Below are 16790 nucleotides of genomic sequence, written 5' to 3'. Positions count from 1 at the left end.
TACGAAATTAATTGACTATTTTTGAATACTCTTATGAAAGCAGAATACAAACAATATATCTTAAATTTTAAGCGACCAAGTGGAACATCGCGTGGAGTAATGACTACAAAAGAAACGTGGTTTATAAAATTAGAGCATCAAGGTAAAACGGGAGTAGGTGAGTGTGGTATTTTAAGAGGTTTGTCTGTTGAAGATAGACCAGACTATGAAGAAAAATTGAAATGGGTTTGTAATAATATTCACTTAGGTTTAGACAAACTTTTAAGTGAACTTACAGCATATCCAAGCATTCAATTTGGATTAGAAACGGCCTACAAATCTTTAGATAGCGCAAATTCGTTTGAATTATTTCCTTCTGAGTTTTCAAGAGGAAAAGATGGCATACCCATAAATGGTTTAGTTTGGATGGGCAACGAAGATTTTATGCGAACCCAAATTAAAGATAAAATTGAAGCAGGTTTCAGTTGTATTAAATTAAAAATTGGAGCAATAGATTTTCAAACGGAATTAGACATTTTAAAATCGATTAGAAAGGAATTTTCCGTTTCAGATATCGAATTACGAGTTGATGCTAATGGAGCATTTTCAACAGAGGATGCTTTAGAGAAGCTAAAACAGCTTTCAGAATACCAATTACATTCTATAGAACAACCTATAAAAGCACAACAATTTGAGGCCATGTCTAAGCTTTGTGATGTAACACCTTTGCCAATTGCTTTAGATGAAGAATTAATTGGAGTATTTTCTAAAACGAACAAGCAAACACTATTACAAACAATAAAACCTCAATATATTATTTTAAAGCCAAGTTTGGTTGGTGGATTTGGAGGGAGTAAAGACTGGATTAACGCTGCAGAAGATTTAAATATAAAATGGTGGATAACAAGTGCCTTAGAAAGCAATATTGGCCTAAATGCCATATCGCAATGGACTTACACTTTAAAAAGTAAAATGCCACAAGGTTTAGGAACAGGAAGTTTATTTACAAACAATTTTCCTTCGCCTTTAATTGTAAAAAATGGTACTTTGCATTACAATTTAAAACAACATTGGAAATTTAATTTATAACATGAATTATATACAACAAGCCTACAAAGGACAACGCGAACTTTGGATGTTTTTCTTAACCACATTCTTAATTGCTGGTATTTTTATTGGGAATTTTATTTATTTTTTAATCGCTGATCCAGCAGATTTAGAAATGGCCTATGAAATGATGAAGCAAATTCCTGCTAACTTGTCATTAATAATGAATCTTTTGCCTTTTGCTTTTTTATTAGGACTATTATTTGTGTTGGTAAAATATGTACACCAAAGAAGTCTCTTATCGTTAACAACAACACGACCTAAAGTAGATTTTAAGCGTATTTTATTTTCGTTTTTGATGATAACAATATACACCATTGTTACATTTTTTATAGGCTATTCAATAGATTCCTCTGAAATTGTATTTCAGTTTAATCCCGTTAAATTCGCAATCCTATTTCTAATAAGTATACTCTTGTTTCCATTTCAAATTGGTTTAGAAGAATATTTATTTAGAGGTTATTTAATGCAGCATATAGGTGTTTTAGTAAAGAATAAATGGTTTCCATTAATTTTTACGTCTGTATTATTTGGCTTAGCACATAGTGCAAATCCAGAAGTTGGAGCCGTAGGGTTTTGGCAAATGATGATTTTTTACGTTGGTACAGGATTATTATTAGGAATAATGACTTTAATGGATGAAGGCTTAGAGTTAGCTTTAGGATTTCATTTAGGAAACAATCTTATAGCATCTTTGTTAGTAACTGCAGATTGGACTGCTTTGCAAACAGATGCCTTATTTAAAGATATGTCAGAACCAGGATTAGGTTCAATCTCAGAAATTATATTACCCGTTTTATTAGTTTATCCACTAATGCTCCTCATTTTATCTAAAAAATATGGTTGGACCAATTGGAAAGATAAATTATTCGGAAAAGTAACAGAACCTCCAAAAGAAAATTATAAAATAATAGAATAACCTATGACACCAACATACGACAAAGTACATAACCGTTTTAAGTTTAACGGCTTACATTTTAGTCATGAAGAATTAAAAGAAGTTGCATACAGTCTTATTAAGGAAGGTAAAGCCTACGAAAAAGTAACTGGAGATTTTTTAATAGATTGGTTAAATAAAGATGATTTTTTAATTGTAACAACATCAGGTTCTACAGGTTATCCTAAAGAAATTAAATTAAAGAAACAAGCCATGGTCAATTCTGCCATTGCTACAGGTAACTTTTTTGGGTTAGAGCCAGGAGATAAAGCTTTACATTGTTTGCCTAGCCATTTTATTGCAGGTAAAATGATGTTTGTAAGAGCTCTAGTTTTAGGTTTGGAAATTGATTTTGTAGAGCCTGCAGCTCATCCTGTTTTTGATTATGAAGTGCCTTACGATTTTTGTGCGATGATTCCGTTGCAGTTAAAATATTCTATTGATCAAATTCACAATATTAAAAATATTATTGTTGGTGGATCTAAGGTTACAAAACCATTATTAGAAAACATTAAAAATTGTAAACCTAAGTTTTTTGAAACCTACGGAATGACTGAAACTGTAACTCATGTTGCTGTTAGGCCCTTAGAATCTAAATCAGGTAAAAAAGAGCCTTATTTTAGGGCTTTACAAAATATTAAGTTTGAACAAGACGATAGAAACTGTTTAGTTATCCACGCCCCAAAATTGGTAAAAGAAACTTTAGTTACTAATGATATTGTAGACTTAAAATCTGAAACTAGTTTTCAGCTTTTAGGCCGTTATGATAATGTTGTTAATTCTGGTGGTGTTAAGTTGTTTCCAGAACAAATAGAAGATAAACTACAACCCGTAATTAGTAAACGTTTTATTGTTGCTGGTGAAGAAGATGTTACACTAGGAGAAAAATTGATTCTTATTGTTGAAAACCCTTCAGATTCTATTGCTGTTATTCAAAATAGAATTGAAGAATTAAAAACACTGGATAAATTTGAAGTCCCTAAGAAAATTTATACAATAGAAAAATTTCCTGAAACTAATAATGGGAAAATTCAACGTAAAAAGACTTTAATAGCTGTAGTTGGTAGTTAAGAATAGTGCTTCAATAATAAAATTTGAGAAACGACTAATTAATTGTTTTAAAATACAGAATTATAAAGAACCTGTATTTAATTCTACCATTAAAGCCATACGTTAACTCATTCAAAGCAGTACTTCACTCATTGTACGTTTAGTATCATAGTGTTTGTTTATAGGTTTACACAAACTTATAAATCAACTATTATGAAAAATCTAATACTTATGTTATGTCTTGTATTGTTATCTTGGCAAATACAAGCACAAGAAAAAACAATTTCAGGAATTGTTACTACAGCTTCAGATGGCACGGCATTACCAGGTGCTAATGTTAATATTAAAGGAAGTAAGAAAGGAGTTTTAACTGATTTTGATGGAAAATTCTCATTAAGTGCTCAAGTTGGCGACATTATTATTGTTTCTTATGTTGGAATGCAAACAGAAAATGTAATAATTGGATCAAAATCGGTCTACAATGTAGCATTAATAGCAGATAAAAATACATTAGATGAAGTTGTAATTACGGGCTATGCTGGTACTGCCAGAAGGGCCTCTGTTAGTAGTTCGCTTTCAACAGTTAGTGCTGAATCTTATGAAATCAGTAATAAACGATTAAAAAAGCGTGCAAGAAGAAAAAATAAGAATAAAACGTCTAACCAATTAACAGGTCAAGCCGCAGGTGTTAATGTGAGCACGGGTTCTGGTAAGCCTGGTCAAAGTGCTACTATTATTATTCGTGGTAGAAATTCAATAGCTGAAGATACAGCGCCATTATTTATAATAGATGGTGTTCCTGTAGATCAAGATAATTTCCGTAATTTAAAACGAAAGGATATAGCTAATATATCTGTATTAAAAGATGCTAAAGCAACTGCTATTTATGGTAATAGAGGCAAAGGTGGTGTTATACTTGTTACGACTAAAGCAGGAAAGAAAAGAATTCCAAATAATGAAGACTATGCTAAAATTATAGAAAACCCATTTAAACGCGCAAATTTAACACCTTTATCAACGTTTTCAATAGATGTAGACAAAGCAGGATATTCTAACGTAAGACGAATGATTAACAATGGACAAACAGTGCCACCAAATGCTGTAAAACTTGAAGAAATGGTTAATTATTTTAACTATAATTATTCGCAACCTACAGATGAACATCCTTTTTCTATAAATACCGAAATTGTAAAAACACCTTGGCATAAAGACACGCAGTTGGTTAGAATAGGCTTGCAAGGAAAAACTTATGAGAACGATAAACTTCCGGCTTCTAACTTAACTTTTTTACTAGATGTTTCTGGATCTATGGGCTCTCAGAATAAATTACCATTATTAAAAAGAGCTTTTAAGCTACTTGTAAACCAATTACGCGAAAAAGATAAGGTATCTATTGTTGTTTATGCAGGAGCTGCTGGAGTGGTTTTAGAACCAACATCTGGAGATCAAAAAGAAACCATTTTAAACGCTTTACAGAATTTGAATTCTGGCGGTTCTACAGCTGGTGGTGCGGGAATTGAATTGGCTTATAAATTAGCAGAAAAGAATTTTAAAAAAGACGGTAACAATCGTGTTATTATTGCAACAGATGGTGATTTTAATGTTGGAGCTTCAAGTGATAAAGCGATGCAAACCTTAATTGAAGAAAAACGTAAATCTGGTGTATTTTTATCGGTTTTAGGTTTTGGTTATGGAAACTATAAGGATTCAAAATTAGAAACCTTAGCCGATAAAGGCAACGGAAATCATGCCTATATAGATAATATGCAAGAAGCTCAAAAAGTTTTTGGAAAAGAATTTGGAGGAACACTTTATACAATAGCAAAAGATGTGAAAATTCAAGTGGAATTTAATCCTAAAAAAGTGCAGGCGTATAGATTAATTGGATATGAAAACAGACTGCTTGCAGATGAAGACTTCGCAGATGATACCAAAGATGCTGGAGAATTAGGAAGTGGACATACCGTAACTGCATTATATGAAATTATTCCAGTGGGAATAAAAAGTGATTATCTAAAAAAAGTTGCAGATTTAAAGTATACCCAATCTAAAATAGCGTCTAATTATGAAGATGAACTATTTACGGTAAAATTCAGATATAAAAAACCAAATGAAGATAAGAGTATAGAAATGGTTCATGTTCAAAATAATACTATAACAGAAGCATCAAACGATATGAATTTTGTTTCCGCTGTAGCATTATTTGGAATGCAGTTAAGAGGTTCTAAGTATTTTAATAAAGCCTCAGTATCTCAGGTTATTGCTTTAGCAGAACGTGGAAGAGGAGAGGATACAGATGGTTATAGAGCAGAGTTTATAAGACTGGTAAAGTCTTATGATAATTTTAATTAATATGTTTGGAAAACAAATAATAAAAAACCCAATGCAAAGGCATTGGGTTTTCTTATTTTAAAAGCTACTAGAATTAATTTTCAGTAGATAAGTTTTTCATTTCTGTTTCAACCATTTCATAGAATTGGTCAATTTTTGGTAATACAACAATACGTGTACGTCTGTTTTTTGCTCTATTTTCAGCAGTATCGTTATCCACTAAAGGCACATAAGAACTACGACCAGAAGCTATTAATTGTTGTGGGTTTACGCCTAAGCTTTCTAAAACTCTTACTACAGAAGTAGCACGTTTAACACTTAAATCCCAGTTATCTAATAATGGAGGCTTACTGTAAGATACGTTGTCTGTATGCGACTCTACCATAGCTTCAAAGTCTGGTTTACTATTAATAACTTTAGCTACTTTTCCTAAAATTTCATTTGCTCTAGTAGTCACGTTATAGCTGCCACTTTTAAATAATAATTTGTCAGCAATAGAAATGAATACAACACCTTTTTCAACATTTATTTCAATATCAGGATCGTTGATTCCAACTGCTTTCTTTAGGCTTGTTACAACGGCTAATGTTACACTATCCTTTTTCGTTAGTGCATCTTGTAATCTTGTAATTTTTAAATCGCGTTCTTTTAAGCTCTCTAAAGATTTTTCAAGGTTTTCTGCACCTTTTTGTGTTAAGGTTGTTAAATTTCCTTTGGTATCAATTAAATCTTGATTTGCTTTACGTAAATCATTTAACTGATCTTTCATTGTTTCTACTCTTGCATTAGCTGCAGCAACATCAGAAAGACAGCTATTTAATTTTACTGTTGCCGTATTTAATAAGTCTTGAGATTTCTCATATTTTTCTTGAAGTGCAAGATGTTCTTTCTTTGCGACACAAGATGCTAATAGCATCATTGAGCAAACACTTAATAACATTATTTTTCTCATAATTGATTTTTAGTTTTAATCGTTAATTACAACATTCAAAATTATGCAAAAGAATAACGGCTATGACAAGGATTAACAAAAATTTTAACAGTTTTATAAACAATTAAAATTTAGTCTTCTTTTTTATAAAATAAGACCAAACAATAGAATTGATTTTATAATATCCAAAACGTTTAGGTAATTGTTTCCTTTGCTTTAAAAGACGTGGTAAGTTGTAGTAAAATGAGAGGTGTGCTTTAAGAATAGCAACTAAAAATGCGGGTTTGAGTTGAAATAGAAATCTAGCAGATGCTACACCATCAAGTACCATTCTAATGCCAACTCTAAAAAGGACATTAGAATCTGTATTTTTAAATAGTGTAAATAAACTATTTCTAAAATTGAGATATGTTTTCTTAGGATTAGTATTATTTAATGTAGCACCACCAACATGATAAACCGTAGCCGTACCAACAAATTTTGTGGTATAATTTTTATTAAATGCGCGCCAACATAAATCAATTTCCTCCATGTGAGCAAAATACGACTCATCAAAACCTTCCAATGCTTTGTAAACGAGGCTTCTAATAAAAAAACAAGCACCAGAAGCCCAAAATATTTCGCTATTATCGTTGTATTGTCCTGTGTCTTTTTCAATGGTATCAAAAATACGACCACGACAATAAGGATAACCATATTTGTCAATAAATCCACCAGCCGCTCCAGCATATTCAAATTGCGATTTGTTTTTATAGTCTAATATTTTTGGTTGAATGATTGCCGTTTCAGTATTTGTATTAAATTCTTCTAAAATGGGTTGAAGCCAATTTTTGGTCACTTCAATATCACTATTAACTAAGCAGAGTAACGGTTCTTCTACTTGTTTAAGTGCCTCATTATAACCTTTGGCATAACCACCATTAGTTGTGTTTTGAATTAGTTGTACTGTCGGAAAATGTTCAGAAACAAAAGCAACAGAATTGTCTGTTGATGCATTGTCAGCAACATAGATTACAGCATCATCAGAATAGTTTATAACTGAAGGGAGAAATTTTTCGAGTAATGATTTCCCATTCCAGTTTAAAATAACAATAGCAATGTCTTTGGTTTGAAGCATTTAATTGGATTTATAATCAGGAATAGTTTTTAAAAAGGAATACCGTTCATTTTTCATATCCATTTCGCAATAATAATGATTTAAACCGTTAGTTACCATTAAATACGTGGCGTTTAATATCAAATTATAACGCGCAATTTGGTCAAAAGTAGTTTGGTCTATTTTTATGTTGTGCGATTTACATTCTACAATTAAGTGAATACTACCATCTGGATTAAATACCACAACATCATAACGTTTCTTTAAGCCGTTTATAGTCAGCTCTTTTTCAACATTAATTAAAGATTTTGGAAACTTTTTAGTATTGATTAGATAATGAACACAGTGTTGTCTAACCCATTCTTCGGGTTGAAGAATGATGAATTTTTTCCGAATGACATCAAAAATAGAAACTTTATTTTCTGTACTTTTGAAACGGTATTCAAACTTTGGAAAGTTGAGTTCTTGCAACACTTAGAGACGCTAATTTTTTTCAAAGTTAAAGTAGAATATCGCAAATCACAATTTTCATTACTAAAATCCTATTTATTTAATATAAACGGGCTTGTAATTATTGAAATTTGGAATTTTAAACTTGGAATTTTTAAAGAATTGGACGACGTAAAACAATTAGTAGCTACAATTAAAAAGGGAGACCTTAAACCTATTTATTTTTTAATGGGTGAGGAAGCGTATTATATTGATAAGATTTCAGATTATATTGAAGAGAACGTTTTAGATGAGGCAGAAAAGGGATTTAACCAAATGGTGCTATATGGAAGAGATGTTTCTATAGACGATATTGTGAGCAATGCCAAACGGTATCCAATGATGGCAGAGCGTCAAGTGGTTATTGTTAAAGAGGCACAAGATTTAAGTAGATCTATTGAGAAGTTAGCAGAATATGCAGCTAATCCTCAGCCTACAACAGTTTTAGTGTTAAATTATAAGTACAAAAAATTAGATAAACGTAAGGCTTTGTATAAAGCTATTAATAAGGTTGGAGTTGTTTTTGAGAGTAAAAAAATGTACGAAAACCAAGTTGCCGATTGGATTAGACGCGTTTTAGCTGGACAAAATTATAACATTTCGCCAAAGGCAGCTCAAATGTTGGTAGAGTTTTTAGGAACTAACCTCAGTAAAATAGATAACGAACTTAATAAGCTTAAAATCGTTTTACCAGCAGGTACACAGATTACACCAGAACATATTGAAGAGAATATTGGAATAAGTAAAGATTACAATAATTTTGAATTACGAAAAGCGGTTGGACAGCGTAATGTTGTAAAAGCACATAAAATAGCTAAGTATTTTGCAGACAACCCTAAAGACAATCCAATGGTGGTTACGGTTTCGCTATTATTTGGATTCTTTTCTCAATTATTGCACCTTCATGGTATGTCTGACAGAAATCCACGTAGTGTCGCATCAGCTCTAAAAGTCAACCCTTATTTTGTAAATGAATATCTAGATGCTGCCAAGAATTACCCTATGAAAAAGGTAAGTTATGTTATTGGTGTACTGCGCGAATTTGATGTAAAAAGTAAAGGTGTTGGTTCTAAAGCAATGCCAGAAAAAGACCTTCTTAAAGAATTATTGGTTAAGATTATAGGTTAATTTATTGTTTTTGGTGTTTTATGATATACCAGTTGCATAAATCTCCTTCATACTCAAAAGTGCCAGAAGGTTGCATTCCTACTTTTTTAAGTATAGTATTAGAGGCTATATGATTAACGTCTGCAGCCGCTCCAATTTCTTCTAATTTTAAAGTATTAAAACCATACTCTAAAGATGCAAATGCCGCTTCAGTGGCATAGCCTTTGCCCCAAAATTGTTCTTTTAGTCGGTAACCCAAGTCGTAATAGCTAAATTCCTTTCTAAGCTTTTCTTCAAGTTTTAATCCCGCCCAACCTACAAATGCATTGGTTGATTTTTCAATTATAGCTAAACGACCTAAACCATTAGTTTTATATTGTTGTAAAATGTTAGCAATCATAGCTTCAGACTGCTCAATAGTTTTTACAGGATTATTTCCAAGAAAGAGATGAACTTTAGGATTAGAATCCAATTCAAAAAAATCTTGCGTATCAGCTATTGTAATAGGCCTTAGAATTAAGCGTTTGGTTTCAATATGGTCAAAAATCATTGGCTAAGGTGTTGTCTAATGGTGTATTTGTTTTCAGTTTGTAAATAATGCAAAGTATTATTTCCACTTAATATTACAGCCCATACTTGGTTTTTGGTTTGGATTTACGGGGTTATTATTAATTAAGGCATCCATAGCAGCTCTAATATCTTTTCCTGTTATAGGTATACCATTTCCTGGTCTAGAATCGTCTAATTGACCTGCGTAAACGAGTTTTAAATCACTGTTAAATAAGAAAAAATCTGGTGTGCATGCGGCATCGTATGCCTTGGCAACATCTTGTGTTTGGTCATACAAGTACGGAAAAATATAGTCGTTATCTATGGCGTTCTTTTTCATTAAATCAGGATGGTCTTGCGGATAATTTTCTACATCATTACTAGAAATAGCAATACAATTAATACCTTTTGAAACGTAATCTTTAGCCAATTGTGATAGCTGGGCATTTACATGAATTACAAAAGGGCAGTGGTTACAGATAAACATGACTAAAGTTGCAGTTGTGCCTTTTAATTCTCGAAGAGATTTTGTAACATCATCAACAGTATCTACTAATTTAAAATCGGGTGCTGTTGTGCCTAAAGGCAACATATTTGATTCTGTTCGTGCCATTATATTATGTTTATTTTATTTATTAATTTTAGAGAATGGAAAAGATAATAACTTATGAAGACTTTACAAAGGTAGATTTACGTATTGGGACAATTATTGAAGTGAATGATTTTCCTAAAGCTAGAAAACCTGCGTATAAATTAACTATAGATTTTGGCGATTTAGGAGTTAAAAAAACTTCTGCACAAATAACAACGCAATATAAAAAGGAAGAATTAGTAAACAGACAAATAGTGGCTGTAGTTAATTTTCCTAAAAAGCAAATAGCCAATTTTATGAGCGAATGTTTGGTGGTTGGAGCTGTAAGAGCAGACGACGTGTTCTTGTTGCATCCTGAAACTAAAGTTAAAAATGGAATGCAAGTGTCTTAAGTTTTAAAATGTAATTGCATTACAAAAACAGACTAAGCCACCTTTTTATTTTTTGTCTATGAAGTAGCTTGTGTTATTAGTTTTGATTCCCAACAAACAACTACATCTCTTCTCTAAAGAAAATAGCATTCATTAACAGCTTATTCGTTCCATACCAAAAGGCTCTAAAATTAGTATTATCAGTAAAGCCAATGACCTTTCCACGGCCAACACGATTAATTTTTAGAGGTACTGTTTTACGTATACTATCTAAATTTTCTTCAGAAATATAACCACTTAATAAAGGTTTTTTAGTGTACTGAATGGGGTTGTTAAAGCTGTTTTTATCCTCATTTATAAATAATGTTGAATTTCTAAACATCGGAAGTTTATCATTTTTATAACCAAAATTAATAGGATGTGAACGGTCTAATTTAGCTTCAAAAATGGCACCTCCAATAACTTGTGCGCCTCTAAAATCGCTACGTTGTTCGTAATTAATATTTTTAGCTATGAGCTTATTTTTCTTAAAATCAATGGTCATTAACTTTTTGGAGTTTAGCCATTTTAATGCATTTTTATATGCTACTAAAGTACCGCCATCTTTAATCCAAGATTGTAATTTTTTTGTATTGCTTTCGCTTAATCCAGAAGAATTTACCATTATAATGGTATTGTAACGGCTTAAGTCTGCTCTTTTCATAGTTTTAGTATCAAGCTTTGTGGCAATAATATCGTAACGAGTGTCAAACAAATGCCAAATTTCACCAGCATCATAAGAGGTGATACCATCTCCAACTAAAAGAGCGATTTTTGGCAATTCTAAAGCTTTAAAATTTCGACTTCCTAGATCTATACCTTCGTTTAAACCTGTTGAAACGGCATCAACTTTAATATGACTTTCTTGGGCTTTGTCATTTAGAAATGTATATATCTCATTTGCAGATAAATTTTGGTTCTTTGCAGGAATCATTATAGTTCCATAATCGTAAGCTTTACCATTAGATTTAAACTGTTTTACGGCCACCTTTGCTCTTAAGCCTTTTTTTAAGATAGCATTTAATAGTTTTGGTGAGTAATACTCATTCCATTCAAATAAATAAGCGTATTCACTTTTAGAACTTACACCTCCAGAAAGCTGCTGTAAGTTTTTAACGCTATTGCCAGCGTTTGCCATTGTTGTTTCTGTATAATCGAGATTAAATGCTAAAGGAAAAGTCCAAGCCGAAATATCGTAAAACAAACTGTCTTTAAAAGCGATTCGCGTTTCAAACATGGCATTGATTAATCTTGTATTCTTTTGATTTTTAGGAACCACATAGCTATAACCTTTTTTATATTTTTTGCCATCTTTTGAAAAATCAGATTTTAATTCATGAAAATCAATACGGTGACGTTTTAAAATTTCGGCTAAATGATAGGTTTTAGCAGCATCTTTTTCATCACCAAATACAATGGCTTTTTTGCCTTCTTTAGAGGCTTCATCTCTAGCGTCTTTAAAGAAATTATGTTGGTATTCTAAAATATCTTTTCGCATACCATTAGCAGCTGCTAGTGTAGATAAAACAGCTGTAAATTGATTTTTTATAGTAAATGGAAATGTTAAAAGACCATTTTCGCTTTCTTGTACATGACCTCTAGAACTGGCTTGTTCAAATAAAATTCCAATACCACCATTTATGTCAGGAAAGGTAGATCCTTTTCCGTAATAGAAGTCGTCAAAACTTTCTTCAGAATAATACAATGAACCAATTTTGTCTAATGCTTTGGCGTGATAAGTTGCAATACCTTTAGTTAAATCTTGATTTAATTGTGGTGTTAATGGATGTGTACGTGACGGAATTCCAGGTTGAAAAAAGAAACTTGCATTGGTTCCCATTTCATGATGATCGGTTAAAATATTAGGTAACCAATTGTGAAAGGTTTCTATACGTGCTCTAGATTCTGGTAATTGCACAGGTAGCCAATCTCTATTCATATCAAACCAATAATGATTGGTACGTCCGCCTGGCCAAACTTCGCTGTACTCTCTATCGTTTGGGTCTGGGTTTAGGTTAATGTTTTTATTAGAATTTGCCCAATAAGCGAATCGTTGTAAGCCATCTGGATTTAAAGAAGGATCAAGTAATATAACCGAATGCTCTAATAAATTGTCAATTTCAGAACCTTCTGCAGCAGCCAAATAATAAGCGGCTAATAACGCTGCGTTAGAACCACTAGGTTCGTTACCATGAATTGAAAAGCCTTGATAAACAACTATGGGTCTATTTTCTAAATTAGCAGAATTTGTTTCTGTTGCTTCGATATGAGCAGATTGAATGGCTTTTAAATTTTGATGATTTTTTGGTGATGTTATGGTTAGCAGGAGTAGAGGTCTATCTTCAAATGTTTTTCCTCTATCTTCAATAGTTATACGATTTGAAGCATTTGCTAATGCTTTCATGTATTCTACTAATTTATCGTGTGTAATGTGCCATTCGCCAACATGATGACCAATGACGCTTTGTGGTTTAGGAATACTTGGGTTGTACTCAATATTTTGAGGTAAGTAGTACGATAAGTCGGTTTGCGATTGAGAAAATAATGATGTAATTAAAAGAAAGAGTAGAAAAATGCGCTGCATAAGGTAATAGTTAGTTAGAGTTTAAAAATAAAAAAACCGTTACAAAGCGTAACGGTTTTGGTTATAATTTAACAGAAGTTAATTTTAAATATCATCAAAACTGATGTCTGTAAAACTTTCTGTCGTTTTAGTATCTTCAAGCGTTTTAGCTTCTTGAGCTACAAAATTATCTTCACGTTTAAAGTCTTTTTGATGACGTTCGCTAATAACTTCTTGACCTTTTTCATTAATAATATAATCTGTCATTTCAGCTAAGATTTCTTTAAACTCAGTGAAGTCTTCTTTATAAAGGTAGATTTTATGCTTTTTATAATGGAAAGAACCATCGTCATTAGTGAATTTTTTACTCTCAGTAACCGTTAAATAATAATCACCAGCTTTAGTAGCTCTAACATCAAAGAAATAGGTTCTTCTTCCAGCACGTAATACTTTAGAATATATTTCTTCTTTGTCCATCATTTCATAATCACTCATAACTCTATTTTATTTTTTAATTTCAATCCAAAAATCTAAAAAAAAAGTAACCTAAGCAACAAATAATTACATTTCTTTTTCTGAAAGTTGTTTAGTGTATAACTCTTTATAGTAACCATCAGTATTGATAAGGCTTTCATGATTTCCAGACTCAATGATTTTACCATCTTCGAGAACAATAATTGTATCTGCATTCTTTGCAGAAGAGACTCTGTGACTTACAATAATTGTTGTTTTATCTTTTGTGAGCTTCACTAAGTTTTTTAAGATTTTTTCTTCTGTTTCTGTATCAACAGCAGATAAGCAGTCATCAAATAATAAAATATCTGGTTTTTTAATAATTGCTCTAGCAATTGAAACACGTTGTTTTTGACCACCAGAAAGGGTAATACCACGTTCACCTAAAATAGTATCGTAGCCTTTATTAAAATCAATAATATTTTTATGGACTTTTGCATTTTTTGCCGCTTCTATAACGTCTTCGTCTGTAGCATCTTCTTTTCCAAACTTGATATTGTTCTTTATGCTATCAGAAAATAAGAATGCATCTTGTGGGACATAACCAATACTTTCTCTAAGACTGTATAGGTTTAATTCCGAAATAATAGTATTGTCTATTAAAATTTCCCCCTTATTAATATCATATAAACGTCCTATTAAATCTAATATGGTAGACTTTCCTGAGCCTGTTTTTCCTAAAATGGCTAAGGTTTTACCAGATTTTAAGGTAAAACTAACGTCTTTTAGAGCTTCAATATTAGTGTCAGGATATACAAAGGATACATTTTTAAATTCAATATCACCTTTAATTGGTGTCAATTCTTTAGCTGTATTTTTAATATCTGGTTCAGTCTTTAAAAACTCATTAATACGTTCTTGCGATGCTTCGGCTTGCTGTATTAAAGAGGTTACCCAACCTACTGTTGCTACTGGCCAAGTTAACATATTTACATACATGATGAACTCTGCAATGGTACCAATATGATCTATTTTTCCGCTCATGTATTGCATACCTCCAACGTAGATTACAATAAGGTTACTAACCCCTATTAATAGAATCATTAAAGGAAAAAACAGGGCTTGTACCTTAGTAAGGTTTATCTGTTTTTGACGGTTTTCTGCAGAAAGATTTTCAAATTCAATATTAGTTCTTGGTTCTATTCCGTAAGATTTTATTACAGAAATACCACTAAATGTTTCTTGAGAATAGGTAGAAAGTGTAGAAAGTGATTGTTGTACAATTGTACTGCGTTTATTTATTAATCTACTTAATTTATAAATAATAACAGAAAGTATAGGTAAGGGGAGTAATGTGTATAACGTTAGCGTAGGCGACCTATCTATCATATAAATTAAAGCGACAGCAAATAAGGTAATGGTGTTAATAGTATACATTAATGCCGGCCCAACATACATTCTTACTTTACCAACATCTTCACTAATCCGGTTCATTAAATCACCAGTTCTGTTTGATTTGTAAAAATTTAGAGATAGAATTTGATAATGTTTATAAATTTCATTTTTGAGGTCAAACTCAATGTAGCGTGACACATTAATAATCGTTTGACGCATTAAAAAAGTAAAGATACCTGCAACTACCGCGGCTCCAACAATGTAGAGTACATTAATAATAAGTTCACTTTTAAAGGCCTCATAGGCAATTTTGTCATTGAAATAGTCTGAAATCACATTAATAGACGATCCAACTAGTCTTGGAGTAAATAGTGCAAAGACTTTTGCAATTATGGTAATAAAGACACCGATAATTAAGCGATATCTGTACTTTAAAAAATATTTATTGAGGTGTTTTAATGCTTTCATACTGTATTTGGTAGGTCAAAAGTATTACGATAATCGTATTTTATAGTTAATATTTTGCTAATCCTCTATTAATAATTTATTTTTGCGAGCTGTTTTTAGAATATCTATAAACACCCTAAAATTTAACTTACATGACTTCAGAAATTATAACTTCAAAAGAATTGAAAAAAATGGATCCAGTTTTTGGACAACACTCTTTTGACGATCATGAGCAAATTGTTTTTTGCAATGACAAAGATACTGGTTTAAAAGCTATAATCGGTATTCATAATACAGTTTTAGGACCAGCTTTAGGTGGTACTAGAATGTGGAATTATGCTAATGAGTGGGAAGCCCTTAACGATGTATTGCGCTTATCTCGAGGTATGACATTTAAATCTGCTATTACAGGTTTAAACTTAGGTGGAGGTAAAGCTGTTATTATTGGTGATGCTAAAACTCAAAAAACACCAGAATTAATGCGACGTTTTGGTGAGTTTGTTCATTCATTAAGTGGCCGTTACATAACTGCAGAAGATGTAGGTATGACAACAGAAGATATGGATACTGTTAGAGAAGTAACACCTTATGTAACAGGTATCTCTGAGAGTAAAGGTGGAGCAGGTAACCCATCGCCAATTACTGCTTATGGTGTTTTTATGGGAATGAAAGCAGCTGCAAAGTTTAAATTTGGTTCAGAAATTCTAGAAGATAAAAATGTATTTGTCCAAGGAATAGGAAACGTAGGTGAAGCTTTAGTAGAACATTTGGTTAACGAAGGTGCCAATGTTACCATTTCAGACATTAGCCAAGATCGTTTAGAAGAAGTACGTGCTAAATATGGAGCGACTATCTATGGCGGAAATGATATTTATAGTGAAGCTATGGATATTTATGCACCTTGTGCTTTAGGCGCAACTATTAACGACGATACCATTTATAAATTACAAGCTAAAATTGTTGCTGGTGCTGCAAATAATCAGTTAGCAGAAGAAAGTAAACACGGAGCAATTTTACAAGAAAGAGGTATTGTTTATGCACCAGATTTTTTAATTAATGCAGGCGGAATTATTAATGTTTATGCAGAATTAGAGAATTATGACAGACAAGAAATAATGCGTAAAACAGAAAATATTTACAATACAACACTTGAAATATTAGATAATGCTAAAGTTAATAATTTAACAACGCATAATGCAGCTTTAAATATTGCCAGAGAGCGTATTGAAACTCGTAAGAGAGAAAATTTGAAATAGTCTGCATTTAATTTTTATTTCAGAATTAAATAATAGTATTTTTGCAAGGTGAATCTTTTAAAGATTCACCTTTTTTTAATAATCAAAATAAATCGAGT

At 31.8% G+C, this 16790-nt stretch carries 15 protein-coding genes; 7 read left to right on the top strand and 8 right to left on the bottom strand.

Annotated features, from left to right (window positions below; all coding sequences use genetic code 11):
- The first annotated feature begins 33 nt into the window (after nucleotides 1-33).
- The 4 genes from KO504_RS02720 (at nucleotide 34) to KO504_RS02705 (ending at nucleotide 5425) form a co-directional block, all read left to right on the top strand.
- Nucleotides 34-1068 (top strand): o-succinylbenzoate synthase, encoded by a 1035-nt coding sequence (locus tag KO504_RS02720; RefSeq protein ID WP_215924791.1) that lies wholly within the window; start codon nucleotides 34-36, stop codon nucleotides 1066-1068.
- A 1-nt stretch (nucleotide 1069) separates the two neighbouring features.
- On the top strand, nucleotides 1070-2005 hold the full coding sequence (locus tag KO504_RS02715) for a CPBP family intramembrane glutamic endopeptidase (RefSeq protein ID WP_215924790.1): 936 nt from the start codon (nucleotides 1070-1072) through the stop codon (nucleotides 2003-2005).
- A gap of 3 nt (nucleotides 2006-2008) precedes the next feature.
- Nucleotides 2009-3094, top strand: a complete 1086-nt coding sequence (locus tag KO504_RS02710) for an AMP-binding protein (RefSeq protein WP_215924789.1) — start codon at nucleotides 2009-2011, stop codon at nucleotides 3092-3094.
- A gap of 192 nt (nucleotides 3095-3286) precedes the next feature.
- Nucleotides 3287-5425: a VWA domain-containing protein gene (locus KO504_RS02705; protein WP_215924788.1), complete on the top strand. Its 2139-nt coding sequence runs from the start codon at nucleotides 3287-3289 to the stop codon at nucleotides 5423-5425.
- A gap of 73 nt (nucleotides 5426-5498) precedes the next feature.
- On the opposite strand, the gene KO504_RS02700 is transcribed toward KO504_RS02705, so the two are convergent.
- From KO504_RS02700 to KO504_RS02690, 3 genes are all read right to left on the bottom strand, one after another.
- The gene (locus tag KO504_RS02700) at nucleotides 5499-6356 is read right to left on the bottom strand and encodes an OmpA/MotB family protein (RefSeq protein ID WP_215924787.1); all 858 of its coding nucleotides are present in this window, start codon (nucleotides 6354-6356) and stop codon (nucleotides 5499-5501) included.
- 103 nt (nucleotides 6357-6459) lie between these two features.
- On the bottom strand, nucleotides 6460-7452 hold the full coding sequence (locus tag KO504_RS02695) for a glycosyltransferase family 2 protein (protein ID WP_215924786.1): 993 nt from the start codon (nucleotides 7450-7452) through the stop codon (nucleotides 6460-6462).
- Nucleotides 7453-7902 carry a type I restriction enzyme HsdR N-terminal domain-containing protein gene (locus KO504_RS02690; RefSeq protein WP_215924785.1) on the bottom strand — a complete coding sequence of 150 codons (450 nt, stop codon included), beginning with the start codon at nucleotides 7900-7902 and terminating at the stop codon, nucleotides 7453-7455.
- Between the two features lie 141 nt (nucleotides 7903-8043).
- Between KO504_RS02690 and holA the strand changes: the two genes are divergently transcribed.
- The gene (holA, locus tag KO504_RS02685) at nucleotides 8044-9048 is read left to right on the top strand and encodes a DNA polymerase III subunit delta (protein ID WP_215924784.1); all 1005 of its coding nucleotides are present in this window, start codon (nucleotides 8044-8046) and stop codon (nucleotides 9046-9048) included.
- A 1-nt stretch (nucleotide 9049) separates the two neighbouring features.
- Here holA and KO504_RS02680 read toward each other — a convergent pair whose 3' ends face one another.
- Together KO504_RS02680 and KO504_RS02675 are read right to left on the bottom strand one after the other, a co-directional pair.
- Nucleotides 9050-9577, bottom strand: a complete 528-nt coding sequence (locus KO504_RS02680) for a GNAT family N-acetyltransferase (protein ID WP_215924783.1) — start codon at nucleotides 9575-9577, stop codon at nucleotides 9050-9052.
- 57 nt (nucleotides 9578-9634) lie between these two features.
- On the bottom strand, nucleotides 9635-10189 hold the full coding sequence (locus KO504_RS02675; RefSeq protein ID WP_215924782.1) for a thioredoxin family protein: 555 nt from the start codon (nucleotides 10187-10189) through the stop codon (nucleotides 9635-9637).
- 35 nt (nucleotides 10190-10224) lie between these two features.
- On the opposite strand from KO504_RS02675, the gene KO504_RS02670 reads away from it, so the two are divergent.
- The gene (locus KO504_RS02670) at nucleotides 10225-10560 is read left to right on the top strand and encodes a tRNA-binding protein (protein ID WP_215924781.1); all 336 of its coding nucleotides are present in this window, start codon (nucleotides 10225-10227) and stop codon (nucleotides 10558-10560) included.
- A gap of 100 nt (nucleotides 10561-10660) precedes the next feature.
- Here KO504_RS02670 and KO504_RS02665 read toward each other — a convergent pair whose 3' ends face one another.
- From KO504_RS02665 to KO504_RS02655, 3 genes are all read right to left on the bottom strand, one after another.
- The gene (locus KO504_RS02665; RefSeq protein WP_215924780.1) at nucleotides 10661-13162 is read right to left on the bottom strand and encodes a M14 family zinc carboxypeptidase; all 2502 of its coding nucleotides are present in this window, start codon (nucleotides 13160-13162) and stop codon (nucleotides 10661-10663) included.
- An 84-nt stretch (nucleotides 13163-13246) separates the two neighbouring features.
- Nucleotides 13247-13636: a PUR family DNA/RNA-binding protein gene (locus KO504_RS02660; protein WP_215924779.1), complete on the bottom strand. Its 390-nt coding sequence runs from the start codon at nucleotides 13634-13636 to the stop codon at nucleotides 13247-13249.
- A gap of 66 nt (nucleotides 13637-13702) precedes the next feature.
- Nucleotides 13703-15457: an ABC transporter ATP-binding protein gene (locus KO504_RS02655; RefSeq protein WP_215924778.1), complete on the bottom strand. Its 1755-nt coding sequence runs from the start codon at nucleotides 15455-15457 to the stop codon at nucleotides 13703-13705.
- A gap of 131 nt (nucleotides 15458-15588) precedes the next feature.
- Between KO504_RS02655 and KO504_RS02650 the strand changes: the two genes are divergently transcribed.
- Nucleotides 15589-16692, top strand: coding sequence for a Glu/Leu/Phe/Val family dehydrogenase (locus tag KO504_RS02650; RefSeq protein ID WP_215924777.1), 1104 nt, complete (start codon nucleotides 15589-15591; stop codon nucleotides 16690-16692).
- Nucleotides 16693-16790 lie beyond the last annotated feature (98 nt).

Origin of the sequence: Winogradskyella psychrotolerans, assembly GCF_018860565.1 — a bacterium.
GTDB lineage: Bacteria > Bacteroidota > Bacteroidia > Flavobacteriales > Flavobacteriaceae > Winogradskyella > Winogradskyella damuponensis.
This window is presented reverse-complemented; position numbering and strand designations above follow the sequence as displayed.